This is a genomic window from Nonomuraea sp. AD125B (assembly GCF_041402765.1).
GTDB lineage: Bacteria > Actinomycetota > Actinomycetes > Streptosporangiales > Streptosporangiaceae > Nonomuraea > Nonomuraea bangladeshensis.
Genome location: NZ_JBGLOU010000007.1, coordinates 253818 through 278771, shown reverse-complemented (window position 1 = coordinate 278771; position 24954 = coordinate 253818). Strand labels below are relative to the sequence as shown.

20 protein-coding genes and 3 pseudogenes are annotated in these 24954 nt (G+C 66.3%); 11 read left to right on the top strand and 12 right to left on the bottom strand.

Annotated elements, in window-relative coordinates; translation table 11 throughout:
• The first annotated feature begins 250 nt into the window (after positions 1 to 250).
• The 6 genes and pseudogenes from ACBR40_RS20580 (at position 251) to ACBR40_RS20555 (ending at position 6974) form a co-directional block, all read left to right on the top strand.
• Positions 251 to 1972 (top strand): VirB4 family type IV secretion system protein, encoded by a 1722-nt coding sequence (locus tag ACBR40_RS20580; RefSeq protein WP_371249783.1) that lies wholly within the window; start codon positions 251 to 253, stop codon positions 1970 to 1972.
• Positions 1973 to 2385: 413 nt separating this feature from the next.
• Positions 2386 to 4323 (top strand): type IV secretory system conjugative DNA transfer family protein, encoded by a 1938-nt coding sequence (locus tag ACBR40_RS20575; RefSeq protein ID WP_371249782.1) that lies wholly within the window; start codon positions 2386 to 2388, stop codon positions 4321 to 4323.
• Entirely contained in the window at positions 4320 to 5237 is a 918-nt protein-coding gene (locus ACBR40_RS20570; RefSeq protein WP_371249781.1) for a replication-relaxation family protein, read from the top strand. Before ACBR40_RS20575 ends, ACBR40_RS20570 begins: the two co-directional genes overlap by 4 nt.
• Positions 5237 to 5887, top strand: coding sequence for a lytic murein transglycosylase (locus tag ACBR40_RS20565; protein WP_371249780.1), 651 nt, complete (start codon positions 5237 to 5239; stop codon positions 5885 to 5887). The genes ACBR40_RS20570 and ACBR40_RS20565 overlap by 1 nt, the downstream gene beginning before the upstream one ends.
• Before the next feature lie 14 nt (positions 5888 to 5901).
• On the top strand, positions 5902 to 6201 hold the full coding sequence (locus ACBR40_RS20560) for a C40 family peptidase (protein ID WP_371249779.1): 300 nt from the start codon (positions 5902 to 5904) through the stop codon (positions 6199 to 6201).
• Positions 6202 to 6344: 143 nt separating this feature from the next.
• Positions 6345 to 6974 (top strand): annotated as a pseudogene (locus ACBR40_RS20555) (transposase family protein).
• A gap of 42 nt (positions 6975 to 7016) precedes the next feature.
• On the opposite strand, the gene ACBR40_RS20550 reads toward ACBR40_RS20555, so the two are convergent.
• The 3 genes and pseudogenes from ACBR40_RS20550 to ACBR40_RS20540 all read right to left on the bottom strand — a co-directional run.
• Positions 7017 to 7616 carry a hypothetical protein gene (locus ACBR40_RS20550; RefSeq protein ID WP_371249778.1) on the bottom strand — a complete coding sequence of 200 codons (600 nt, stop codon included), beginning with the start codon at positions 7614 to 7616 and terminating at the stop codon, positions 7017 to 7019.
• A gap of 109 nt (positions 7617 to 7725) precedes the next feature.
• Complete coding sequence (locus ACBR40_RS20545) at positions 7726 to 11619, bottom strand: Ig-like domain-containing protein (protein WP_371249777.1); 3894 nt, start codon at positions 11617 to 11619, stop codon at positions 7726 to 7728.
• 221 nt (positions 11620 to 11840) lie between these two features.
• Positions 11841 to 12266 (bottom strand): annotated as a pseudogene (locus ACBR40_RS20540) (transposase family protein); the annotation flags it as partial.
• A gap of 435 nt (positions 12267 to 12701) precedes the next feature.
• Here ACBR40_RS20540 and ACBR40_RS20535 point away from each other — a divergent pair.
• Positions 12702 to 13436, top strand: a complete 735-nt coding sequence (locus ACBR40_RS20535) for a hypothetical protein (RefSeq protein ID WP_371249776.1) — start codon at positions 12702 to 12704, stop codon at positions 13434 to 13436.
• A gap of 50 nt (positions 13437 to 13486) precedes the next feature.
• Here the strand turns inward: ACBR40_RS20535 and ACBR40_RS20530 are convergent, their stop codons facing one another.
• The 3 genes from ACBR40_RS20530 to ACBR40_RS20520 form a co-directional block, all read right to left on the bottom strand.
• Complete coding sequence (locus tag ACBR40_RS20530; RefSeq protein WP_371249775.1) at positions 13487 to 13825, bottom strand: hypothetical protein; 339 nt, start codon at positions 13823 to 13825, stop codon at positions 13487 to 13489.
• A 36-nt stretch (positions 13826 to 13861) separates the two neighbouring features.
• Positions 13862 to 14812 (bottom strand): hypothetical protein, encoded by a 951-nt coding sequence (locus tag ACBR40_RS20525; RefSeq protein WP_371249774.1) that lies wholly within the window; start codon positions 14810 to 14812, stop codon positions 13862 to 13864.
• Between the two features lie 902 nt (positions 14813 to 15714).
• On the bottom strand, positions 15715 to 16536 hold the full coding sequence (locus ACBR40_RS20520; RefSeq protein ID WP_371249773.1) for a BTAD domain-containing putative transcriptional regulator: 822 nt from the start codon (positions 16534 to 16536) through the stop codon (positions 15715 to 15717).
• Positions 16537 to 16991: 455 nt separating this feature from the next.
• On the opposite strand from ACBR40_RS20520, the gene ACBR40_RS20515 reads away from it, so the two are divergent.
• Positions 16992 to 17993, top strand: a complete 1002-nt coding sequence (locus ACBR40_RS20515) for a LuxR C-terminal-related transcriptional regulator (RefSeq protein WP_371249772.1) — start codon at positions 16992 to 16994, stop codon at positions 17991 to 17993.
• A 16-nt stretch (positions 17994 to 18009) separates the two neighbouring features.
• Positions 18010 to 19842, top strand: coding sequence for a prolyl oligopeptidase family serine peptidase (locus ACBR40_RS20510; protein ID WP_371249771.1), 1833 nt, complete (start codon positions 18010 to 18012; stop codon positions 19840 to 19842).
• A gap of 65 nt (positions 19843 to 19907) precedes the next feature.
• Here ACBR40_RS20510 and ACBR40_RS20505 read toward each other — a convergent pair whose 3' ends face one another.
• Together ACBR40_RS20505 and ACBR40_RS20500 are read right to left on the bottom strand one after the other, a co-directional pair.
• The gene (locus tag ACBR40_RS20505; protein WP_344211254.1) at positions 19908 to 20186 is read right to left on the bottom strand and encodes a hypothetical protein; all 279 of its coding nucleotides are present in this window, start codon (positions 20184 to 20186) and stop codon (positions 19908 to 19910) included.
• A 68-nt stretch (positions 20187 to 20254) separates the two neighbouring features.
• Entirely contained in the window at positions 20255 to 20683 is a 429-nt protein-coding gene (locus ACBR40_RS20500; RefSeq protein ID WP_371249901.1) for an ATP-binding protein, read from the bottom strand.
• A 340-nt stretch (positions 20684 to 21023) separates the two neighbouring features.
• Here ACBR40_RS20500 and ACBR40_RS20495 point away from each other — a divergent pair, with 340 nt between their 5' ends.
• The gene (locus tag ACBR40_RS20495) at positions 21024 to 21230 is read left to right on the top strand and encodes a hypothetical protein (RefSeq protein ID WP_371249770.1); all 207 of its coding nucleotides are present in this window, start codon (positions 21024 to 21026) and stop codon (positions 21228 to 21230) included.
• A gap of 94 nt (positions 21231 to 21324) precedes the next feature.
• Here the strand turns inward: ACBR40_RS20495 and ACBR40_RS20490 are convergent, their stop codons facing one another.
• Entirely contained in the window at positions 21325 to 21471 is a 147-nt protein-coding gene (locus tag ACBR40_RS20490) for a hypothetical protein (protein ID WP_371249769.1), read from the bottom strand.
• A gap of 146 nt (positions 21472 to 21617) precedes the next feature.
• Positions 21618 to 21836 carry a hypothetical protein gene (locus tag ACBR40_RS20485; RefSeq protein ID WP_371249768.1) on the bottom strand — a complete coding sequence of 73 codons (219 nt, stop codon included), beginning with the start codon at positions 21834 to 21836 and terminating at the stop codon, positions 21618 to 21620.
• 85 nt (positions 21837 to 21921) lie between these two features.
• Between ACBR40_RS20485 and ACBR40_RS20480 the strand changes: the two genes are divergently transcribed.
• On the top strand, positions 21922 to 22173 hold the full coding sequence (locus tag ACBR40_RS20480) for a GntR family transcriptional regulator (RefSeq protein WP_371249767.1): 252 nt from the start codon (positions 21922 to 21924) through the stop codon (positions 22171 to 22173).
• A 167-nt stretch (positions 22174 to 22340) separates the two neighbouring features.
• On the opposite strand, the gene ACBR40_RS20475 is transcribed toward ACBR40_RS20480, so the two are convergent.
• Complete coding sequence (locus ACBR40_RS20475) at positions 22341 to 22787, bottom strand: hypothetical protein (RefSeq protein ID WP_371249766.1); 447 nt, start codon at positions 22785 to 22787, stop codon at positions 22341 to 22343.
• Between the two features lie 16 nt (positions 22788 to 22803).
• Positions 22804 to 24604: pseudogene (locus ACBR40_RS20470) on the bottom strand (IS481 family transposase).
• Positions 24605 to 24954 lie beyond the last annotated feature (350 nt).

Genomic DNA, 24954 nt, shown 5'->3' with positions numbered 1-24954 from the left:
AGGACACCGAGCAACCGCCTGCGTGGACGCGGAAGTCCCGGCGCTCGGCTCGGCGGGACAGCTCGGCGGCGATCGTGATGCGTCGCGCTGAGGAGACCGTACGTTCTCTGCTCGGTCTCGGGGTTCACGCCGCCGTGGTGGATGCCGAAGAGGCTCGCGATCTGCTCGTACGGTCGCTGTCGCCTCGTCGTCCTGACCCGGTTGGGGTCGCCCGTCCTGATGAGCCGATCACGCTTGGAGAGGGGACTCGATGAGGTTCACCCGCCCTGCCGGCGACAGCGAGGAGCTGGCCCGTACCGCCGCCGCCTTGCCCGGCCCGTCATCGTTGAGGATCAACGCCCGCTCGGTCGAGTTCCCGGACGGGGTGTGCGCGTCGTTCGCAATCGCCGGGTACCCGCAAGAAGTCGGCGCGGGCTGGCTCGAACCGCTCACCGGCTATCCAGGGCACCTTGATGTATCGCTGCACATCGAGCCGGTGCCGCCGCTGATCGCCGCCCAGCGTCTTCGCCGTCAGCTCGCCCGCCTGGAATCCGCCTCCGCGGGGGCTCGAATGCCGGACTTCGCGGCCGAGGCGGCTGCCGACGACGCCGCGGAGCTGGCCGCCTCCCTCGCCCGAGGGCACGGACGCCTGTTCCGTGTCGGCCTCTATCTCACCGTTCACGCCGCGGATGCCGACGAGCTGGAGGCGGAGGTTCAGCACGTCAAGGCGCTGGCGGCGTCGCTGCTGCTCGACGCGCATCCGGCGACGTTCCGGGCGATGCAGGGGTGGACGGCCACGCTGCCACTCGCTACGGACACGCTGAGGATCCGCCGGACCTTCGACACCTCCGCGCTCGCGGCGGCGTTCCCGTTCGCCTCGCCGGATCTGCGGCCTCGGCTTGGCGAGACGCCGGTGTTGCTCGGGCTGAACGTCTACTCCTCCGGCGTCGTGCTGTGGGACCGGTTCGCCCATCACAACTACAACTCCGTGACGATCGCCAGGTCGGGGGCGGGCAAGTCGTACTTCACCAAGCTGGAGGTGCTGCGGCTGCTGTTCCACCAGGTCGAGGTGTGTGTCGTCGATCCCGAGGACGAGTATCGCCGCCTGTCGGACGCCGTCGGAGGAACCGTTCTCGGTCTTGGCACGCCGGGTGTGTGCTTCAACCCCTTCGACCTGCCCGCCTCCGCAGAAGACGACGCGCTTGACCGGCGCGCGATGTTCTTCCAGACCCTGGTCGCGACCATGCTCGGCGAACCGCTCACAGCCGCGACGAAGGCCGTACTGGACAAGGCGGTGATCGCCACGTACGCGGCCCAGGGCATCACCTCCGACCAGCGCACGTGGAAACGTCCCGCGCCGCTGCTCGCCGATCTGGTGACGATGCTGGAGGCCACCGACGGGTCGGAGGCGTCCGAGCTGGCCGGGCGGCTCGCCCCGTACGTGTCCGGTTCCTACCGGAGCTTGTTCGCCGGTCCGACCACCACGCGGCCGGACGGCCACCTGATCGTGTTCTCACTGCGGGACCTGCCCGAGGAGACGCGGCCGGTCGGGATGCTCCTGGCGCTCGACGCGATCTGGCGGCGCGTGTCCAACCCCGCCGACCGGCGTCGCCGCCTGGTCGTGGTCGACGAGGCGTGGACGCTCATGCGCGAGAACGAGGGCGCGAGGTTCCTCTACCGGCTCGCCAAATCTGCCCGCAAGCACTGGGCCGGCCTCGCCGTCGTCACCCAGGACGCCGCCGATCTGCTCGGCTCCAACCTCGGCAAGGCTGTCGTCTCCAACGCCAGTACGCAGGTCCTGCTGCGGCAGGCTCCGCAGGCCATCGACGAGATCGCCGAAGCCTTCGACCTCACCGAGGGGGAACGGCTCTTTCTGCTGTCGGCCGGCCAGGGTGAGGGCTTGGTCTGCGGCGGCGCCGGAGATCGTGCCGCCTTTGTCGCCGTCGCCAGTGCGTCGGAGCATGCGCTCGCCACCACGGATCCGGCCGAGTGATCCCGAACCTTTCTGATCCAGTGCTCTGGGGAGCCGTGATCGGTGGTGCCGCCGGTTTCAGCACGGCCGAAGCCGTCCTCTGGCGGTGGCGCAACGCGCGCTTCGCGCGTAACGCTCGGCTTGTCGAGATCGCGGTCCCGCCGCAGGTAGAGCCCGGTAGCGCGGCTGCCTGGTGGTCGCAGGTGATGGGGCTGACCGCGCCGCGCTGGAAGCGTCTTCTGTTCGGCCAGCCTCATCTGGCTTGGGAGTACGTGGCCGATGCCGCCGGTGTCCGGGTACAGCTGTGGGTGCCGGGGCTCGTACCGCCTGGACTGGTGGAGAAGGCGATCCGGTCGGCCTGGCCGGGCGCGGCTGTGACCACGCGCCCGGCCCATCCGCCTACGCCACGCGCTGCCACGACTTCCCGGGGCCGGATGGTTCTGGCTCGGCCCGACCACTACCCACTCACGACTGCGCACCGCAACGATCCGCTGCGCGCGCTCCTCGGCGCGCTGTCGGGGTTGCGGCAAGGTGAGCACGCCGCCGTCCAGGTCCTGGTCCGTCCAGTGACGGGGCGGCGGCTGTCAGCCGCTCACCGCGCCGCTTCAGGGTTGCGGAACGGGAGGTCCAGCAGCTTCCGGGCTGACCTGTTCGACGTCGTCACTCCCGGCGGTCTGCGCCGCGATCGGCCCGGCGAGCTGTCGCGGTTGTTCCCAGAGCGTGCCGAGGAGATCCGGGCCGTCCTCGCCAAGGCCAACCAGCCGCGCTTCGCGGTCCAGATCTCGTACGCCGTCACGAGTGATCGGCGTGACGCTCGGGACCGGCTCCGTGGCCGCGCCCACGAGATCGCCGCCACCTTCGCGCTCTACGCCTCCGGCCACCAGTATTTGCGCCGCCTGCGCGGCCTCGACTTCCCCGGTTGCATGTCGAACCGCCGCATGAACTCCGGCTACCTGCTGGCCGTCGACGAGCTGGCCGCGCTCGCCCACCTGCCCTATGACCAGGCTGCTCCTGGCATCGTCCGAGCCGGAGCCCGGCCCGTCCCGCCCGCGCCCGACGTCCCCGCGTATGGCCAGGACGTTCGGGTCCTGGGTGACGCCGAGACCGGGCACCCGCGCCCTGTGGGGGTCACAGTGGCGTCGGCCCGCCAGCACCTGCACGTCCTCGGCCAGACCGGTGTCGGCAAGTCCACCTTTCTGGCCAACTTCATCCTCTCCGACGCCCACGCCGGCCGAGGTGTCCTCGTCATCGATCCCAAAGGTGACCTGATCGATGACGTACTCGACCGCCTGCCCGAACGCGCCATCAAACGGACGGTCCTTTTCGACCCCGCCGAACCCGGCAATCCGCCCTGCTTCAACGTCCTCGCCGGACCGGACCCGGCGTTCGCCGTCGACTCGATCGTCACCATCTTTCACCGCTGCTTCGCCTCGTCATGGGGTCCGCGGCTGGACGACCTCATGCGCTCGGCCTGCCTCACCCTCGTACGGACCCAGCGCAACCGCGCGACCCTCGCCGACGTACCGAAGCTCCTCACGGACACCCCGTTCCGGGCCCGGATCGTCGGCAAGCTCGACGACGAGCTGCTGCGAGGTTTCTGGTCGGCGTACGACGAGCTGTCTCCCGCCGCCCGTGCCTCAGTGATCAGCCCCGTCATGAACAAGCTCCGCGCCGTTCTCCTGCGCCCGTTCGTCCGCGACGCCCTGTCGGGCGGGGCCTCGACGTTCGATCTGGCCCGCACCTTGGACACCGGCGGCCTGGTCCTCGCCCGACTCCCCAAGGGCGTCCTCGGCGAGGACGCCGCGCGCCTTTTCGGCTCGCTCCTGCTGGCTCACACCTGGCAGGCCATTACGCCCCGGGTCCGCCTGCCGGAGCACGAACGCCGGGATGCCGCCGTCTACATCGACGAGGCCCAGAACTTCCTCAACATGCCCATCTCCGTCAGCGACCTCCTGGCCGAGGCCCGCGCCTACCGGTTCTCGCTCACGCTCGCCCACCAGCACCTGTCCCAGCTCCCCAGAGACCTCCGCGAGGCCGTCTCCGCCGACGCGCGCAACAAGGTCTACTTCACCGCCTCGCCGGAAGATGCCCACGACCTCGCCCGCCACGTCGGCCCCGTGCTCACCGCACACGACCTGTCCCACCTGGGCGCGTACCAGGCGGTCGGACGGATCATGACCGGCGCGGGAGGCCCGTCACCGGCGTTCACCTTCCGCACCCGTCCCCTCCCCGATCCCATCCCTGGCCGTCAGGAAGCCGTCCGGGCCGCCTCCCGTACGGCGTTCGCCCGTCCCGAGACCGCCACCGTGAGCAAACCGAAGCTCCGCATCCCGACCGACCCACGCCGAGCCCACGAGGAGGGCACTCCATGACCCGGCCGAACTCACCCCGCCGCCTGCTTCCTTCCCGGCACCCGCGCGCCCGCGCCGGCCAGGCCCTCGTCGCCGGCCTCGCCGAACGCCTCACGCCACGAGACGCCGAGATCCTCGACGCCGTCTGGGAGCACCGCGTCCTCACCACCGACCAGCTCACCGCCATCTTCTTCCCCAGCATCCACCGCGCCCGCCACCGCCTCCTGGACCTCTACGAACTACGCGCCCTGGACCGCTTCCGACCTTGGGCCCCTACCGGGAGCCGCCCCTGGCACTGGATCCTCGGCACCGCCGGGGCCCACCACCTGGCCGCCCAGCGCGGCATCACTCCCGCTGAGCTCCGCTACCGCCCCGATTCGGCCGGCGCGATCGCCTTCTCGTCCCGGCTGATTCACCAGACAGGCGTGAACGAGTTCTTCGCCCAGCTCCACGCCACGGCCCGCCGCAGAGCTGACGGATCCGAAGTCGCCGAATGGTGGCCCGAACGCCGGTGCACCGCCCTGTGGGGCGACCTCGCCCGGCCGGACGCCTTCGGCCGCTGGAGCGAGCCCTCCTCGACCGGCCAGCCGGACACCATCGACTTCTTCCTGGAACACGACACCGGCACTGAGCCGCTGTCCCGCGTCCTGGCCAAACTCGACGGATACGCCGCCTTGGCCGAAGCAACCGGCATCAGCACGCCCGTGCTCTTCTGGCTCCCGAACCCCACCCGCGAAGCCAACTTCCGCAAGTTCCTGACGGCCCCCGACGTGCCCGTCGCCACGGCCGTCCACACACCCGCGACGGCCCCTGACGGCCCCGCCGGGCCCGTATGGCTACCAGCCGGATCAACCGGCCCCCGCCGCCGCCTGACCGCCCTACGGGGCGCGTGGGGCCCCACGGACGCCCCCGGCCCCAACCACATCCCCGCGTAATGCCGATCGTCACGGCCACGGCGATCGGGGCGCTCGCCCTGATCGCCGTCCTTCTCAGCGTCATCGCGACCGTGCTGCCTGGTTACGACGCTCCGAGCGTTTCCTGCGGTACGTCCGCGCTCACCGACATCCCGCCCCACTACTTCGAGCTCTACCAGCAGGCCGCCGCCCGCCACGGCATCCCTTGGACCGTCCTGGCTGCGGTCGGCAAGGCCGAATCCGACCACGGCCGAGGCATCGGGCCTGGCGTCACCACCGGCACCAACCCCGCTGGAGCAGCAGGACCTATGCAGTTCATGCCGGCGACCTGGCAGTCCTTCGGTATGGACGGCGACGCGGACGGTACCAAAGACATCTACGACCCCGCCGACGCCATCCCGGCCGCAGCCAGCTACCTCCGCCACAGCGGCGCACCGACCCGCCTCGACCAGGCCCTCCTGCGCTACAACCACGATTCCGCCTACGTCGCCAGGGTCCTACGCATCGCCGACTCCTACGCTGCAGCCTGCCCGCCCCTCCTCGTCAGCGGGTCGGAACGCGGCTCGACTGCGGTGGCGGCGGCGTCACGTTGGCTCGGCACTCCCTACTCCTACGGAGGGGGCGGCACTCCTACGGAGGGGGCGGCCTCGATGGCCCCACCACAGGGATAGGACTGGGCGCGAAGGTGACGGGCTTCGACTGCTCTGGCCTCGTCCGTTACGCCTGGCACCAAGCCGGAATCGCCCTTCCTCGTACCGCCGAGGAACAGTGGCAGGCCATCCCCCATGTTTCGCCCGGACGCCAGGCACCTGGCGACCTCGTGTTCTTCCAGGGCTCGGGCGGCGGCCCCAGCCGTCCCGGGCATGTCGGCCTTATCATCGACGGAGCCCGCATGATCGAGGCCCCACGCACCGGCCTACGCGTCCGCATCAGCCACTACATCGCCCGCCATGACCTCATTGGCTACGCCCGTCCGAGCGGCTAAAACATGGCCGCGCCGCCCACCATTAGCGGATTGAGGAGATCGCGCTGGTCAGCAGGGGCGGCGCCAGGACGGGTTGGCATGAGAAGAGGCTCTCGGCAAGACAGCAGTCGTCCAAGATCTAATGCCTCTACCGGAAAGCTTCGTTGCTGTCTTATCCTGCCGCGATTCCGCGGTCCGATCACCCCCTGACCCGCCTGGTCGAGCTGTTCTGCGCCCGGCGTGCAGAGCGCCGCTGCCGGTGGGGGCGCGCCTGGATGCGTCCCGGCAAGCCCTGCTGGTCCTGGCCCTCCTGCCCAACGGCGACACCTAAGCGCGCCTGGCGCTACGTCCGCGAAGCGATCGACCTGCTCGCCACGCTCGCCGACGACGTCCACACCGCCGTCTTACGCGCCGGCCAGCTGGCCGACACCACCTTGGGCGGCACCCTGATCCCCATCGACCGACTGGCGACGGACGGCCCTACTTCTCCGGCAAACACCGACGCCACGGCGTGAACGTGCAGGTCCTGGCCGATCCAGCCGGTCGGCCGGGATGGGCCTCACCCGCGCTGCCCGGTGCAACCCATGACCTGACCGCTAGCCCGCGCCACCGGCCTGATCGACGCGCTCACAGAAGCGGGCCAATCGGTCGTATCTCGGCTGCACAGCCCCAACGAACGCGCGAACGCGCAGTTTAAGAGTTGGAACCCTCCGCCGGCGTCTTCCAAGTTGCTCGTTGCACGACGGCGTTCTGTGGCATTCTCAGATAAGATATATGGAACTATCGCTTTCTAACTATCATGAGCAGGCGAGAACGGGCGCCGACCACAACGGCCGTCACCAGATAGGGTCACAGATGATGATAGCCGGTCTCGGCGCATGCGGCCAATTAATATCCATGCGTACGCCGCTACCGATGTCCACTACCGCCATAAGTGCGGCAAGGCTAGAGCGGATACCAGCTTCTCTGCACATATCTTCGATAAACAGAAGATCTTCGTCGATGGGATCGTGCGCCATTGGTCTATCGCCGTGCGGAAATTCCCTCCATGTCAGTCGAATCTCACCGTCGATGGCATACGTGAGTTTATGTTTGTAAAGTACCGAGGTGATGCTCCATACCCGTTCGCCTTTCTCGCTGAGCTCCCGCAAGACCGAAGGCTCGTCGACCCCGCCTTCCTCACTTTGGAAGAGAAAATACCCCTCCTTCTGTCTGTCTATTGACACAGCCGATCTGGGAAGAAATAGGTCTGCGCCTGACGCGACGTTAACTTCTTCTTCGATGGAGGCTTCGCCGGATTTTGACAGTCTCGCACCGATTTCCATTGGCGAGGGAGGTAGGGTTCCGGTGCGAGCCACCGTCCAATGAAATCCGTCCTGCATCCACGCGTGCTCGTCCAATAGTCGCTCATAGTAGCTAATTACTTGAATGGACATGGTCTTAACCCTTCGTGTCTGTATGGCGGTCGAGGACCGGTGCCGCCCGGCAGGAATGCCGCATAGAGATCGTGCGCATCCCGGCCGGGCAGCATGGTGGTCTTAGTGATTAGTTAGCAACCGAAGGGATGCCGCATAGCTGCTCCCGCGTTGGCTTTGGATCGTTGAGCGAGGGGGGAACGAATCTATTGAAGAATCTATCGCCGAACAGTACTCTGTCGGCCTGATAGTAGCGTTTGAGGTAGTGGCCGGCAGACGTGTTATGGCTGTCCCGGATGGGACAGAAGGACCATTTATTCGTGTTTGGCGCCTGGGTGCGTTCGCGAGTTGATGCGAAGGGATACTCGTCACACTGCTTCGGATATTCGCCTGACGACGCGTATCCGGGCCACATCCGATTGCATTTCGCGTTCGTGGCACCCTGATTCAAGGCCGCCTGTGTGCTGGTTTCTTTATGCAGATAGTTGGTATTGAAAGAACCGCTGATATCGCAACCACCGAGGGTCTTTCCTGGGGCATCTGGCCAAGTCTCTCCGTCGGGATCCACACAAGCGTTCCAGTAGTGCTGGTAAGCCTGAGTTATATCCCAATCCTTTGTCCCTGCTTTATTCTTGACCTTTGGTTGCCATTTGACGGCGGATTTGGTTTTGTAGAATACACAGCCGCCTGCTTCGTACTTGATTTCTACTGCGCTGTCGCAGCGGATAATCGTACCGGTGATCCAGCGGTCTGCGTTGGTGACGTACTTGTAGCGAGTTGTTGTAGGCCAGTTCGGAAAGTTCGCGTATGCCTTGATGCTCGTGAAACTTACGAGCTCATCATTGGATACATACTCCCTGGCGCCGTTGGCCCCGTCGAACCACTCAGTAATTCGCTTTTTTGAAGCTTTGTCGTGCGGGCATCTGAATCGGAAGGTGGCGTGACCGTCGACGATCCAGCTGCTAATTAGGCGAGTTTGTCGATTATCGACCGTTTGGCCGCCTCGGGATGTGACGTGTTCGCACCGCGTCTTGTTGCCGATGTCCATTCCGAGGGTCATCGTCCTGCCAGCCGGCAACGAGTAGGGATTATGGTTGTATACGTACGCTTCTATTACAATGTCACGCGCCGTGTCGCCTTTGCTTCGATCGCGCCCTTCGATGCCGTTAAAGGTATAGCCGATGAGCATCACGTCGGCCATGTATCTCTCGAACTGGAAGTTGGTTTTCCCGTAATAGGCTTCAAGCCTGCCCATCTGACACCAGCTGAAACGGTTCATGATCCAGCCTTGTCCGCGCCCAGACAGGTTGGCTTTCGCCGCACACTTCGCCGGCGTCATGCGATCGAACATGCCGGCAGCATTCGGCGGGACGTTCTGCGGGTCCGGAAGGCCCACAGCAGCGCTTGCCTTCATCTGCTTCATGTTCAAAGGAGGTTCGCCGGTGCAGGCTCCTAAATCTTTCCAGGCTGTGTGGGCGCCCGGTTCCTGGCCGCGTGTGGTGTTTCGCGTAGCCTCCCAGGTGTGTCCCTCCCACGTGACCTTTTCGCCTATGTAGTAAGGAGCGAACATACTCCATGAGTAGGCTGTGCATGGCGGATCTGTGGGCGGTTGTCCTGTACAGGCTCCAAGGTTCTCCCAGGACTCGCTCGATGTTGGCTCGACGCCTGCGTCGACCCAGCCGGCGATCACCTCCCAGGTGTGACCCTGATAGGTGACCTTGTCGCCGTACATGTATTCCAGGGCCATGTTCCAGGCGGGAGCAGTGCAGGTAGGAGTCGGGTCCGGGTCGGGCTCACCGCTGCAGGGTCCGAGATCTTCCCAAAAACTGAGTTCGCTCCCCGGCACGCCGAGATATCCGGACGCCTGCGTTTCCCAGAGGTGTCCTTCGTAGGACACCCTGTCGCCATAGGTGTAGGACTCGAATTCCTCGAAGGAGGGAGCCGTACTGCAGGCCGGGATGTCCTTCGCCGTGGTGAATGTCCAGGAGTAGGAGCCGGACATCACATTGCCTGCGGCGTCCGTCGCACCACTAACCGCCGCCGTGTATACTTTCTCGTTCGCCAGCGGCTGGTTAGGTGTTAACGTCCAACCTGCAGACGTGTGATTAGCGGCCAGAGTTCCGGCCACAGCGGTACCTGCCGAGTCTTCTACGACAAGTTGAACATTGGATACTTCCTCGTCGAAGAGCACTGATACAGCCGCGGCGGAGCCATCCGTGGCGTCCTTAACCGGATCGGTCCTGACAACAGTTGGAGGAACGGTGTCCGGGGCAGGGTTGTCCAGGATGGGATCATCCTCGATTGCTTCCTGCATAGTGATCTCTTGGACGTCGGTGGAGGCGTCCCTTTCCTCTACAGCCTGTTCGTCGGTGACATCATCCGCAACAGGCTCTGTTTCACTCGCCTTGCCCAGGTCGGGATTGTTTGCGATCGCCTCGGCCGCAGCCCGGTCCGTAATCCCTGGCTCGTCCGGGGCGAACCAGCCCACCACACCGATCTCTGGATCGGGCGCTTCGTATTCAACGAAAAGTACGGGGCCGCGGCCGTCGGTCCCAGACCACTCGCTGCTGAGAAATTCGCGGAAGTTGGAGGCCCCGCTGCCGTCGCCGTAGGACGCGATCTGCAGACCGTAGTTGGTGGCGCCGTTGGCCCAGGCCCGCACGATATCCTCAATTGAGTAATACAGCTCCTGTGAGGGGCTGGAACAGTTGACGTAGGTACCGCCAGCCTTTCTAATACGCCCCACGCCGCCGCCCTTGACCGCTTCCCCAGAGGTGGCGACGGACGGTTGTTGGTCCCAGCGCAGGTTGACGGAGCTAGAGGAGTTCAGTTCCCAGTTACTGGTGACGCGACGCACGGCCATCTTGGGTGTGTTGTCGGGACCGCCGCAGTGTGTAGTGAGGTAGTTCCACGGCCGCACGTCGGCATTCAGGATCGGCAGGCCGTACCAGGGAGCGTTGCTCAGGTCGTACTTAAGATAGGAGCGGTAGATGTAATATGTGCTACCCGTCTCCCCGTCGAAGTTGTTGCGGCCGGCGAGCAGGGCGTCCATGTACTGCTGGCCGGTGCCCACCCTGTACCGTGAGTCATTGCTGACGAAGGTATCCGTTGGAAACCCGCCTCCGTACCACGGCGTGGGATTGCCCAGCAGCGTGACCGGGTAGGTCGTCGCCGGGTCGGCTAGGAATGTGGCGTCCGGCTTGTAAACTAGGTGGTCTCCGTCGAGCGTGGTTTCGACTCGGCTGATCTTCCCGCTGGCGGCCGACTCGGTCGCTTTCGCGTCCAGTATGACGGCTGGGGTGATGTCGGTGACCTTCTTGTCGCTGTCAAGTACCTCTGTCCGACCGGACTTGTTGCGGTATGTCAGGCCAGCGCCTGGATCGACCGAGACGCGCAACGTGAGTTGCTCATTGGGCCGCTGCCTGATGACGAACTTCTGCCGAATGCCCGCTGCTGTGACTTGTAGCACGAGGTCGATGCCCTCACCGTAGGCATCGACATAAGTTGCGGTGTTGCCGGACAGAATTGGAGTAGACAATTTGGCGGCAGCCGCTAGCTGTGTCTCTCCCTCGGACGTCTTGACTCGCAACAGACCTGTATCGCCTCCCGCAGACAGCCTCACCTCGTCTTTGAGCGCTTTCGGTTTGACGATATTACCAACCCGGATCAGGGTCGTGTCGATCGCCTGCCAGTCGCCATTGCCCTTCTTGAAGCGTATGGGCATCGGGAAGACGTACGTGCCGACCGTTTCGCCATCCTCATTGGCTACGGTGGTCATGTTCTCGGTGTGCAAGCTGGGAATCTCGACCTGCTTGCCCTGCTTTTTAGCCTCGGCTTTGGCAACATCGACAGCGCTGAGGGTCGGGAGGGTTTGGGTGGGAGCAGGAGAGGAAGGGGATGGTGCTGACGCCTGAGCCGTGGCGGGTGCTGTCACCAGCGTGACGGGTAACACCAGCGCGGAGAGCAGGGCGGCGCGGCGGCGCGCCCGGGGAGATAAGCCGGACGGGGATCGTGATGTAGTCACTCGCATCCTTTCGAACGGAAGTACGCAAACGGAGTGATCATCACATGGGTGAAGGTGAAAGTAAAGATTGTTTTTGTATCGAGACGGATCCATTCCGTAAGGGGTCGTCGCTGGTCATGGAAAATCACATCAGGCGTCCACGGTCAGCATGTCCGGTGATAGTGACGAGAATTCCTGACTGCAGCGCACCCGATACGACGGTGAGGGCCTTGGCTCACTTTTCATCCTGAGTAGCGGCCATCTTCGATGAGCTGCAGGGACGAGGATGGCCTGCAAGATCGTGGTAGCGCGGTGTGGGCAGCAGCGCAGCCGGGTCAGGATCTTCCACGTCTTCAAGGTGCAATGGCGCGTCCCCCGCGGGCGCGGATGCGGGCGTGTGCGCGGTCGACCGGGCGCTGGTGGCGTGACAGAGGCGGCTGGAGCCGATGGCCTTTGAACGGCGTGTGGATACTGCCGTCGGTGCCTTGATATTCCTTGTCGACGAAGGTCTTGACCTCTGCGGCAGTCAGCGCGTCGATCAGGCCGGTGGCGCGGGCCGCGGTGCGGTCGTGTGTGGCGCTGGGCAGCGCGGGTGAGGCCCAGACGAGCCGGGCGGCTGGATCGGCCAGGACCTGCACGTTCACGCCGTGGCGTTGCTTTCTGCCGGATTAGTACGTCTGACTGTGCGTGACCTGTCCCGCCGCCGAGCCCGTGTGGTGCTCGCGATCACACTGGCGATGATGGCGACGGCCTTCGGCCTCGCGCCGACGGTCATCGCGGTCAGTGAAACGGCGCAGAGCAGGGCCGAGTACCTTCCTCGCGGGAGGCGGGCACCTTATTAGTCCAGTCAAGCTTTGTGTACACGGGGTCTTTCTCCGCCGCGGAAGCGGCCACCGTACGAGCGACGATGGAGCGGGAACTGCCCGGCGTGCCGATCGCCCAGAGCGAGACCGTTTCGGACTCAGCTTGGTACTTCCGCGCCGCGGCGGACGGCGTCGAGATGCCGGAGGAGGGCCACCTACTGCGATCAGTCTATCGGTGATGAGAAGCTGCTGCGCTACCTCACCGGCGATCAGTCGACGCCGTACGACGAAGGCACGGCCGTGGTGGTCACATCGGCCAGCGTGCAGGTCGACTCGGTGACCCTCGCCTATGAAATCGACAAGGACGATGAGACCACGGCGAGCAAGACCGACCGAGCGATCGTCGCCAGGACCTCCGACCCTCACATGGAGACGATCTTCGTCCCCTCGAAAATCGTCCGGGATCTCGGCTATCAGCTCCAACCGAGAGCACTGATCATCGACCCCACCCTTCATCGGGTCACAGCCCAGGAGCAGCAGCGCCTCGACGACCGGCTGGACGACGCGGTCGCGGAGATCTACGTCGAACGGGGCTTCGAGACTCCCATAGGGTGGCTGCCCGTCGCTATGGCGGCGTTCCTCGCCGCCCTCATCTGCGCGCTGACGTCCGGCTTCGGCCAGGCCGCGAACTTGAGCCAGGCACGGGTCATGAGACGCGCCAGCAGGGGAAAAGCCACGGCCTTCCGATGGTTCTGCGCCTCCCGCTCCGGCATGAGCGCCCTGTGCGGAACAGTCCTCGGCGCCATCATCGGGTGTCCCGCCGGGATGTTCCTGTTGTGGCCTCTGACGATGAGTACCACGTGGGACGACCCAGCACGGGTGCCGTTCGAGACGCCCTGGCCGGCGATCACAGCCATCGTGATCGGTCTTCCCCTCCTCGCCGCAGCTCTCGGCGCGCTCTTCGCCCGCGAGCATCCGCACGTCTCCGCGCCCCAACGTCTCGACCCCGACCTCAGTAGCTCGGCTCAACCATGAGGCGGGTGGGGTGGCCATGGGCCACCCCACCCGCCCTCGTGCACCGTGTGTCAGATGTCGCCGCCCCGTAGGCGGCAGGTCCGCTCGTCGGCCGGGTCCAGGAGGATCGCGGGCAGCTTCTCCATTCCCAGGTCGAGGGCGCGGTGTATGCGGTGCCAGCCGTCGATCACCAGGCGGTTGCCGGGAGGCAGCGCGCACGGGAGCGGGACGACCAGGATGGGTTTGGTCAGATCGACCGTCGCCGCGTGCTTGGGGTCGATGCGGATGAGGTCCTTGACGCCGGTCAACGTCCGGATAGCAGCCGGGCGTACTGGGTGGCGTCGGGCCAGGCGGGTGGCCAGGTCTACATCCCATGCCCACCCCAGGAGGGTGAACATCTCATCGGACATGGTTTCTCCTCTCGTGCCAGGAACGTTGGGTCCTGGCTAGGCGTTCTGGGGCTTGGTCGCGCGGAAGCGGTTGGGGCGCTCGCTGACGAGCTCGGCCTCGCCGTTACGGGCGAGGGTGTCCAGAGCGTTGGCGACCGCCCCGGAGGAACGGCCGAGCACCTTCGCGATCTCGTTAGCGGTGAACGTCAGGTCGGGGTACTTCGTCAGGTGAGCGACGACGTCCGGGCGCAGTGGCCGGGGTGCGCTACGGTCCCCATCCCGCGAGGAACCCCACCCGGTGGTGGTCTTGGGCTGGGTAGTGCGGGTGGCCTTTCGTACGTCTGCCGTACCGCTGTAGATGGCCTCCAGGCCGGTGCTGAACGCCGTGTCGTCATCAGACAGCAGGGCTGCGTATGCAGTGGTCACGGCGTTGAGCAGGTCGGTCAGGGCGCGGCGCGTGTCTTCGATCATGCGGGCCTTGGTCAAGGTCTCGGCGGCCTGCTGGCGGCGGGCTTCCTCCTCGGCCTGGGCACGGGCCAACTCGGCCTCGGCCGCCGCGCGACGGTCGGCCTCCTGTTCGAGGATGCGCATGGCGTCTGTGAGAGACATGGTGGGCGCCGGGGCGTCCTCAGTGGTGGCGTCGGAGGCTTCCGGAGCCGTCGGGGGCTCGTTGCTCTCGTCTGCTGTTACGGCGGCGTCAGCGGTCGTGTCTGGAGGGACGTCACCATCCTGATCACGTGCATCGTCGGCGAGGATCGGAGACCACGTGTCCGGCAGGGCACGACCTTCCTCGGAACGCCCGCCGGGGGTGCGGATGGCGCGGCCTGCTTCGGCGAACGCCGTCAGTGCCTTGGTCGCGGTCGGCCGCGAGACACCGGCCGCTTCGGCGATCATCGTGACGGATACGGCCGGGGTGGCGGTCAGCGCCTCCCACACCTTGGCCGCCGTGCCTTCGGGACGAAATTCGGCCGAGGCGTCGTCCTTCTCGGCCGTCGTGTTCGTCGTCATTTCTTTTCTCCTTGACCTGGGATGTAACCCCCGGAATTATCCTGGGGCCAATTCGTTCGTACATGACGACTATTTCTCGACCTCGAATGCGAAGCAAGCCGATCCGGGCGTGCGCAGGTAAAAATAAATGACTCGCGACCGCCTGGCCAGGCAATGAATCACCGCCGATTCTCACACCCCAATCGGTTAGGGCCTTGCAGCTCAACGGGCAACACAAAGAGCCGAACAGGGATTGTTGGACTTACGAGTCGCCGAGCGGAGCCGTAGGGTATTCATTGATGGGATCAGAACAATCAGGGTTCGCTTCATGGCGAGTATTCGACTCGTAAGGCGAGTCGGGCGAGCCGCCGGTAGCCCGTGCGGCCCCATCCACCTGCGCGCGCTCGCCGGCGCGGGGGTACCTGTCAAGGCGGCGGCCCGAACGGTAGGGCGATCGGCACACCGACCGGCGGCCCGAGCGACAGAGCGCAAAGTTCGCGCAACGAGGGCTTCCCGCCTCCGAAAGCCGGGCTTCTCACGGTGGGCTTGCCCGTAGTCTGAGGGGGTGGGACCAACCGGATAGCAGCCGGTTGGTCCCACTTCTCGTGAAGGCCGGCGTGGCCTGGTGCACGCCAGGTCAGGTGGCCACGCCGCAGGGCGCCTCGCAGCCGCGTGCTGCAGCATGCACGCCACTGCGAGGCGTTCTTCGCCCCCGGATGCCTGTGCCCCTCACCGGCACCGGCAGTGAGGGGCACCAGAGCCACCGAAATTACTTACCTCGACGACCCTTCCGGTTCAACCTGTAATAAACACATGGGCGCACCCCCTTTCAATTGCGTGCGCGTACGCACGGGTTATATGAGGACTCACCTCAGCGCCTGTCGTCAAGTCATCAACAAGAGCCATTCCGACGGCCCAGCTGCTCACACGAAGCCAGTAACACCGCGATAGAGCTGCTCTGTTTGCGGAGACGGTTTTCTACCTCGGGCACGCAGCCGTTCGCGGAGTTCGTCATAGCAGTAGTGAATGGCTTGGAGCCTGCCGAGGCGAGCGTAGACCTCCATTCGCCGGCGGTACAGATGTTCGGCGACGCCGTCGAGTTCAGTGGCGCGTTCGAGGTAAGCAATCTCGGCTTCGGGCTGCTCCTCCAGATCGGCGAGCTGGGCGAGGGCTTGGACGACGGCACGGTTGAGAGCGTCCGCCGCGTTCCGCGCCCAGGCATGCGGTACGCCGGGGAGGTAAGGGCCTGTGTAGAGGTCCGCGGCAGCGCGCAGCGCTGCGACCTTCTCCGGGCCCCTGGCCCGCGCCGCGGTGGTGAGGAGGTCGCGGATCTGCCAGACGTCGCAGGTGTAGAGGTCGGGGTTGATCCGGTATCCGGTGCTGCCCATGAACTGGATGACGATCCGCCCGTAGTTGCCGGGCATCCCGAGCGCCTCGCACATCTTGGCCCGCGTCGCCTTGAGCAGGCCGGCGAACCGGTCGTGCGGGGCCTCGGCCTCCGGCCAGAGCTTGTCGCAGGCCGCGCCCTTGGTGAGCAAAGAGGAGCGGTGCTCGGCGAGCAGACCGAGGAGGGCCCAGGTGTCGGTTCCCCAACCGCCCGCCGTACGGTTTCGCCCCTCGATGACGCACTGACCCACAAGGCGGATCAGGCCACGCCGGTCGACTGCGGCGTTGTGCAGAACGGCCGTGGACCTGGTGGACGTGATGGCGGGTTCCGACGCGGGAGCTTCAGCGGGAGGAAGCACCGCCGGGACACCATGTGGGCCTACGAGCGTAGGAACCGCCGCTGCCTCAGGGCGGACGTCAGCGGGTTGCTGCGCCGTACGGCTGCGCGAACCGAACGGGCCGAACATCGCCAGGAGCCCGGCCAGGCTCCGCATTGCCCACGATCGTCTGGCCAGTGCCCTCGCCGTCGTTCTAACGAACTGCCGCCGCATGCTGCCTCCCTTGCCGCTCTTGAGCGTTCGCACTGATCAGATCGCGCACGGCATCGGATCAGAGAGCCTGAAACTCTTCACGGCGTCTACTGACCAGGGGCAGGACGTCCAGGGTCACGGAAACGCCTCGCCCAGCGGGGCTACGGGCCCGAGATCGCGGTGGTGAAAACCCACCATCGCGCGAACCACTCACCCTCGACACGGCCCACAAAGGAGCATCACCGTGAGCATCGAAGCCACTACCCTCTGTCCGGGGGGTGTCAGTGGACGGGCAGAATCAGATCAACGCACAGCGCCTGCTGGCGGGCGTTGTGCCGGACGAGATCTTCGCGTCGTACTCCAAACTGCTCGCGGAGGACGGCTGCCCGGAGAGCGACGCCGCTTCCCTGCTGGGAAGCGCTGAGCAGGTGGCGGAACTGACCGCCCGTGGGATGGCGCATCTGCGGCCGGACGGTCCGCTGCTGCCGCCGCGTCTCGTACCCGCGCCGCCCGAACTCGCGCTGCAGGGCGTTCTGTCGGAGCTCTCGCGCCGTCTCGTCAACGACCAGGAGCGGCTGCTGGCCGGTCACAAGCGGCTGAGCGACTTCCATCAGACGTCCGCGGCGTCGTCTTCGAGTTCTGGGATGGAAAGGCTCGTGCAGATCGTCACCGATCGGGACGAGATCAGCCGCCTGTCGTACGCGCTCATCAACGCCGCTCGGCATGACTGGCTCACTCTGGACAACTACGTCCTGGAGGCGCCCGTCGAGGACAGCACCGGGTATGCACCGCTGCCGGTATTCGAGGGCCAGGTGCAGTGCCGCGCCATTTACGAGATCCGCTGCGCGGAGCATCCGATCGGCGCGAAGACGATCGAGGCCGCGGTGGCCGCCGGTGAGCAGGCGCGGCTGCTGCCCCGCATCGGGATGAAGATGAAGCTCGCGGACGAGGCCGTCGCGCTCCTTCCGCTCACGCCCACGGGGATGGGCGGGGCGTTGCTCGTACGCTCGCCGGTCATCGTCGGCGCCCTGCGGGAGTATTTCGAGCTGCTGTGGGAGAAGGCGATCCCGTTCGGCAGCACGAAGGCCGCCGGGCCACTCACGTCGGCACAGGCGCAGGTGCTGCAGCTGCTCACCCAAGGACTGTCCGACGAGGCGATCGCCCGTCGGATGGACATCAGCGTCAACACCATGCGCAGACACTGGACCGCCATCCGCGACGAGCTGGGTGTGGAGACCCGCTTCGCCGCAGGAGCCGCAGCGGTACGCCGCGGCTGGATCGACTGACTCGAGAGGCTGTCACATGCTCGGATACCTGGACTTCGTACCTCAGCAGCGATTCCAGCGCACCCTTGCGCTGTCCCCTGATGGCCGATTGGTCGCCTACTCCAGCCACGCCTCCGGCCACTACGACCTTTGGGTCGTCCCCATAGCCGGCGGCGAACCGCGCCGGGTGACGGGTTTCGACAACCGGACGGTACGGCAGTTCGCCTGGACGCCCTCCGGCAAGCAGCTAGTCTTCACCGCTGATGAGAACGGGGACGAGCAGTTCCGCATCTACATGGTCGCTCTGCAGGGCGGTGAACCGAGCGAGGTCAGCTCAGGACCGGACTGCCAACGTATCTTGGCCGAGTCGCCCTTCGACCCCACCGGTCGTTTCCTGGCCTACACCGCCAACGACCGCGATCCCGCCGCCCAGGACCTCATCGTCCATGACCTGACGACCGGCGAGCTCCGCCGCTTCACGCCGCCCGAAGGGGTCGCGTTCGAGGCCGTCAGCCTCTCCCCCGACGGCCGCTGGCTGCTGTCGACCGGCTTCCGTTCGAACACCGACATCGCTGTCTACCTCACCGATCTGGACGACCCGGACGCCAAGCCCGTCTGTGTGACGTCCGCCCTCGGCGAGGGTGTCTTCGAACCCGGTGCTTGGGCTCCGGACTCCAGCGGCTTCCACCTGCTCACCGACCACTGGAGCGAGTTCACCGCCGCCGCCTTCTACGACCTCGAAGCCAAGTCCCTACACGCGATCGCCGCCCCGAACTGGGACGTCGAAACGCTCGACGTCGCTGGAGGCGTACGCATCTGGTCCGTCAACGAAGGCGGCCGCTCTCGCCTGCACGCCGAACGCAACGGCTCCCCGCTTCCGCTTCCTGAGATCCCACCTGGCGTCATCTCGGCGCTGTCCCTGGCGCCGGACGCCTCCTTCGCGGTCCTCCTGATCGACTCGGCGGCGCGGCCGGCCGAACTCGCGGTCCTGGACCTGGCCCACCACGACTTCCGCTACCTCACAGACACGCGCCCCGCGGCCCTGCGTGTCATCAGCCCGATCGTCCCCGAACTGATCACCTACCCGGCCCGCGACGGCCGCGACGTCCACGCCCTGCTCTACCGGCCGGACGGCCCAGGACCGCACCCGGTCCTGCTGTCCGTTCATGGTGGCCCGGAAGCCCAGGAACGCCCCATCTACGCCCGCTCGGGCCTCTACCAGCACCTTCTCCACCAAGGGATCGCCATCCTGGCTCCCAACGCCGCCGGCTCGACCGGGTACGGCACCGCCCACCAGAAGCTCATCTACCGCGACTGGGGCGGCATCGACCTCGACGACCTGGACCACGGCATCCGGTACCTGCAGACTCTCGACTGGGCCGACACCAGCCGCCTCGCCGTCATGGGGGCGTCCTACGGCGGATTCGCCGCCCTGTCCTGCCTGGCCCGCCTGCCCTACTCGTGGGCCGCGGGCGTCTCCATCTGCGGCCCCAGCAACCTCGTCACCCTCGCCAAGGCGTCGCCCCCCACCTGGAAGACCTTCGTCGCAACCGTCCTCGGAGACCCCGACACCTGCGCCGAACAGCTCCTTGAGCGCAGCCCCGTCACACACGCCGACGGCATCACCGCACCCCTGTTCGTCATCCAGGGCGCCCACGACCCGCGCGTCCCCCAGGCCGAGTCCGACCAGATCGTCACCCGCCTGCGCGAACGCGGCGTCGAAGTGCGTTACGACATCTATCCCGACGAGGGCCACGGCTTCACCAACCGCGCCAACGAGCTCAAGGCGTACGAGGCCATCAGCGCCTTCCTCTATGCCCACCTCATCACCGTCGGTGCCGACAATCCCGAAGCGCTCAGTGTGGGGTGACGGCCTAACGAGACAGGTGCCCGTCCGAGAACCGGACGGGCACCGTCGATCACGCGATCCCGTTTTCAGACGTCACCGTCCGCACCGTCGTTGAGTCTCAGCCGCCTGGCCGCGGGCAGGAGCAGGGACAGCGGGCCGAGGTGGTACTCCACCCGCATCTCGCGGACGTTCTCTTCGATGCCTTCAAGTACGCAGTCGAGGCTGAGGTTGAAGTCGCCGATCTCGTCGCTGCTCGCGTAGACGAAGGCCACGTCGCACATCAGCGCGAACAGCTGCGCGCGTACGTCACCGTCGTACCACGGGTAGAGCCTGTTGAGGACGGTCCCGAAGTCCATGGTGCTCAAAGTTCGCCCCTCTTCGTGTCGGATTTCTCGGTACGACGAGGTCGGCCTGATAGCAGCAGGCCGACCCCTCATCCCGCTCCGGCTCCCGTTCGCTCGACGTTCTTGGCTTCCAGGTCGAGGTGGACCCAGACCGTGTGCCCGGTCGCCGGGGTCCCGATTTGGGAGAGCTTCACGACGAGATCCCTGACGATCGCGAGCCCGAACCCGCCTACCGTCAGCTTCCCGTCAGTCGGTCGACGGTCGAACAGGGGGCTGCCTGCTCCTCCGAGGTCGCACACCCCGAGGTAGGCCGGGCCGTTCTCCGGGAGGTGAACTTCTACCCCGAACCAGCCTCCGGCGAGGCCGGACCTGGTGTGCAGCAGGGCGTTCGTCGAGAGCTCGGAGACGATGAGTGCGGCATCATCCTCACGACCGGTTCCATCGAACAGCGCCTCGACCACGCGCCGCACTCGAGCCACCTGATCGTGTTCCCCCGGGAACACAGCTCGCCAATCCATGCGGTCGGACGAGCGCATCCATTCCCATCGTTTCGACGTGTACGGTATTTCGATCATTCGCGGCGTTCCTCCTGTCGTCGGTGGCCGTCGCACCCGGGCGGACACGACCGGCCCCATGAGCGCTCGACTTCATGTGAAGGGTCAAGTCATCCAGTACGTGCGGGGCCGCTCAGGAAGATCCATAGCGGTGTGGTGGCCCAGCACGTCACCCGCGGCGTACCCGTCTCCTGAGGCGAGCACCTCCAGGGACCGGACCGGTGCTCATACCGGGTGCTCCGGGAGCTCGTCGGGCCCTGGCCTCTGCCCCCGCGTGGTGTGGGTGCGCTGTGATCCCGAGTCGATGCGCGAGTACATCGAGTTCCGCAGCGGCAACGTCGCCGACATCCGCCACCTGATCCAGTCCGCGCCGTGGCTCGTCGTACTGCTCTGGATCCCCGCCAGGTCTGTGAGCAACACTCCCACCAGCCTGGCGACAGCGACACCACCAACCGCCCTCCAAGCATGGACGAAACGCTGGCTGACCTACACACCAACGACAGCGATCTGATCCACCGGTGCTCCCACACCGATCTGGCCACCCCGCAAGAGATCGCACAGCAGACTGCCAGCGCCTTCTTCAACGGCGCGCGAGCACTTCGTGGTCACTGCGCCTCGCCGCTGAGGATCTGCCGCCACAGCCTTTGTGCGGCGCGAGCGGGCATCCACGCGCTCTCCAGGATGCCCGCGGGGTCCTTGGCCGGGTGGCACCGGACGAACCACAGACCCCCGGCCGTGCAGAACTCGAACATCGGGTACCTACACGAGCACGAATGGTCGCGGATCCGCAGCCGGTCAGCCCGAGGCAGGATCGGCGACCACTCCACTCGTACCGCCCCCACTCGGTCAGCCGGCACATGGGGGCCGTGATGCTTGAAGTGCGGGGGCGGACCGACACTCACGACCTCACCGCCATCTGAGTCTGATCCCGAAGCAGCGACACGAAGACCTCCGCGTCGTCCGCACTGACGGTCTGCCACAGACCCTTGTCGATGTCGGCATCCCGGAGACGGACACCGCGCCGGGTCGCGTAGAAGACGCCCGCGTCGCTACAGAACAGCGACCAGGCCGGGAACGCCGCGCGAAGTATGTCGAGGTCATAGCCGCGTGCTGACACACAGTCACCGTACAGGCCATGTCTACCCACGTCTATCGACGTAGGCGACCGTAGAGCGACCGGGGCGGTTTCCTACCGTTGACCCATGTTCGAGTTCGAGCCCGACCGGCCGAAGTGGCAGCAGGTGGCAGACGTCATTCGTCAGCGCATCCAGTCCGGCACCTATCCGCCCAAGTACCTGGTCTCCGAGCTCTCACTCGTCCAGGAATTCGGCATCGCTCGCGACACTGCCCGCAAAGCGGTACGCGCCCTCCGCGAAGAGGGCCTCGTCTACACCATCCCGCACATGGGCAGCTTCGTCAGCCCACCGTCTGATACCGAACCTGCACACAGCTGAACACCCCACGCCAGAGCAGGCTGCATGACGTGAGCAGGCGGATCGCCAACAACGACCCGGACGCGCACGAGCTGAACAGCCTCGTGCCTTCTGTCAACAACGTGGCCCTCAATGAGGCTGGCGCCCCTCCTCCTGATCCGCCATACCGACAGCGGGCCGTGTCCCGGTCACGGGGGCGGAAGTTCTTCGATGGTCAGGTCGGAGAAGACCAGGGTGAGGTCGTGCACGTTGGTCTCGATCCGGACTTCATGGAAATCGATGCCGATGGCTGCGGCCCAGCTCCGGGCGGTGGGTGAGTCGGTGATGAGCGTGACGCCGGGATAAAGCGCCTGCCAATTGACACCCCAGACATATCCGTCAAGCTCGGCCCCGGTTTCGTAGGTGGTGAGCCGGTCATCGAGCGAGACCCGCCAGGTGTGGGCTGGCAGCGCGGTGGTGCAGGTGGCCTGCACGCAGTACCGGAACAGGTAACGCCGCGTCGCCGGTGTGGTCCCGGTCTGGGGATCGGGCATCGGCAGGATCACGAGCTGGTAGTCGCGCAGGTGATCCACGAAGCCATGCCGCAGCAGGGCCTGGTCGAAGAGGTCGTCTAACGCCTGTTGCAGCTTGATCACGTCTATGGACGCAGTTCTACCCGCCCGAGGTGACCTTCCGTTGGTGCTGGGGCTTGCGGACTTTGAACCGGGCGATCGGCTTGGTGGTGGTGCGGGCGACCTCGGCGATGACCTGGCTGGCATGCGTGGTGATGCGGAAGGTCCCGTCGGTGTCCTCGATCGTCACGGTCGTTTCGGCGTAGCCGATGCCCACGCGGATGCACTGGCCCGCGACCGAGAGCTAGCCGCGGCTGCTGACGCGCCGCTGCACGCGAACGGGCTCGGCGGCCGGGCGTGGTTCGGGCCTGGCAGGGCGGGCGTCACGCAGGCGGGCCATCTCGGTGCTGGTGAGCGGGTTGGGCAGGGTGCGCAGCAGCGTGTGCCCATCGCTCAGGTGCAGCACGGCACCGTCGATGCGGACGGTCAACCGGCGCTCAGCAAACTGGTAGCCGACCGAGTACTGCCGACCGCCCAGGGCGACCAGGCCGCTGGCGTTGATGGTCCGGTCGACCTCGACCGCCCCGCCGGCGCCGTGCCGGACCGGTGCGGGAGCGGGCCGGATGCGCCTGCCGCCCTCGGCGATCAGGCGGCGCAGGTGCGGAGGGGTGAGCCGGGACGGGACCTTCTTGATCCTGACCCCGCCGGCCAGCAGCTTGACGGTGCCGATATCGACCCGCAGCGTGAGGGTGAGGCCGGCGCAGTGGGTGCCCAACCAGAACTGCTGCCCGCAGATGGCCAGGTTGGCCGAGGCAACGACCCGGGTGAACTCCACGGCCAGCTCGACCAGGTCACCGTCGTCAGCCACCGGCTCGACCGGGTCGACCGGGTCGACCGGTAGCGGTGTCGGCGCCGGCTCAACCCGAGCGTCGGGCTCGGACTCGGGCTGTGGTTCGGACGGGGCACGCAGGGCCGGCGGCAGTCGTAGCGGCAAGGCATCCTCGTGGCGGGGTTGGAACCGGTCGGTGGGCCGGTTCATGTCCAGCGCCTGATGCGGCCGGTGGATGTTCTAGTCGGCGACGAAGGCGTCCAGGACCTGCTGGGCATGCTCGATGCTGGCGAACGGGCCGTGCTCCTCCAGCAGTTCCCGGCGCATCGACTGGTGGAAACGCTCCACCTTGCCCGTCGTCGTCGGCGAGCGCGGCTGCGTCAGCCGATGCACGATGGCGTTGTCCCGGCAGATCCGGTCGAACAACACCTCCCCGCCATGACCGAACCGGGCGGTGAACTGCTTGCCGTTGTCCGTCAGCACCTCACCCGGCGCCCCGAACGCCCGCAACGCCTCGACAAAGGCCAGGCACACGGCCCGGCCGGTGGCCCGCACCACCGCCTTGGCGATCACACAAAAAACGCGAATGGTCATCCACGCCGGTGACCACCTTGACCTCACGCCCGTCGGCCAGGAACACGCCGCCGACGATGTCCAGCTGCCATAACTCCATCGGCGCATCCCGCTGCCAGCGCCGATAGACCCGCTTACGCCGCCCCGCACCGGGCTCGATCAGCCCATGACGCACCAGCGCCCGATACACCCCCATCCGAGACGGCGGCGGATCCACACCCCGGCGGCCGGCCTCGTGCGCCAGCCGGACCGGACCCCACCGCGGATGCCGGCGCCGCAGCTCGCACACCAGCACCTCCACCTCAGCCGGCATCTGTGACGGAGACGAATGCGGGCCCCGCGACCGATCCACCAGCCCGCCCAGCCCCGACTCCCGATAGCGCGACACCCAGCCCGACAACGTCTGCCGCGCCACCCCGACCTCGCGGGCGACCTCGGTCACCGAACCGCCGGCCAGCACCGCCAGCACAGCCCGATACCGCTGCTCCACCACGGACATATCCACCAGGGCCAATCCCGGCCTCCTGACGCACGACGCCGTAACGACGCACGCCAGACTGGCCGATAACGGCACCTGTCGCCCATGTCGTGGGACTCACGCGTCAAGCATGTCCCGGGACAGCACACACGTACAGAAAGATCACCGGATGAGACTTATCTCCACGTTCTCAAGGCACGTGCCGCCTGCGGCGCCCCGCGCACGCCGGGCGGCCAGCGGGCCACGCTGCGGCTCTTCGGCCGATCGTGGCCCGCGCCACCCGCACGCTTCGGACGATGATTCAGCAACCAGATACACGAGGTAAAACTGGACGGCCACTGACACTCCAATCCGGTGGGGTAGGTTAGCGG

Coding starts and splice junctions, on each gene's coding strand:
- ACBR40_RS20580 (WP_371249783.1), top strand. CDS start 251: ATGAGGTTCACCCGCCCTGCCGGCGACAGCGAGGAGCTGGCCCGTACC.
- ACBR40_RS20565 (WP_371249780.1), top strand. CDS start 5,237: ATGCCGATCGTCACGGCCACGGCGATCGGGGCGCTCGCCCTGATCGCC.
- ACBR40_RS20550 (WP_371249778.1), bottom strand. CDS start 7,616: ATGTCCATTCAAGTAATTAGCTACTATGAGCGACTATTGGACGAGCAC.
- ACBR40_RS20490 (WP_371249769.1), bottom strand. CDS start 21,471: ATGTTCGAGTTCTGCACGGCCGGGGGTCTGTGGTTCGTCCGGTGCCAC.
- ACBR40_RS20500 (WP_371249901.1), bottom strand. CDS start 20,683: ATGGATTGGCGAGCTGTGTTCCCGGGGGAACACGATCAGGTGGCTCGA.
- ACBR40_RS20495 (WP_371249770.1), top strand. CDS start 21,024: ATGCGCGAGTACATCGAGTTCCGCAGCGGCAACGTCGCCGACATCCGC.
- ACBR40_RS20530 (WP_371249775.1), bottom strand. CDS start 13,825: ATGTCCGATGAGATGTTCACCCTCCTGGGGTGGGCATGGGATGTAGAC.
- ACBR40_RS20480 (WP_371249767.1), top strand. CDS start 21,922: ATGTTCGAGTTCGAGCCCGACCGGCCGAAGTGGCAGCAGGTGGCAGAC.
- ACBR40_RS20510 (WP_371249771.1), top strand. CDS start 18,010: ATGCTCGGATACCTGGACTTCGTACCTCAGCAGCGATTCCAGCGCACC.
- ACBR40_RS20570 (WP_371249781.1), top strand. CDS start 4,320: ATGACCCGGCCGAACTCACCCCGCCGCCTGCTTCCTTCCCGGCACCCG.
- ACBR40_RS20575 (WP_371249782.1), top strand. CDS start 2,386: ATGGTTCTGGCTCGGCCCGACCACTACCCACTCACGACTGCGCACCGC.
- ACBR40_RS20525 (WP_371249774.1), bottom strand. CDS start 14,812: ATGACGACGAACACGACGGCCGAGAAGGACGACGCCTCGGCCGAATTT.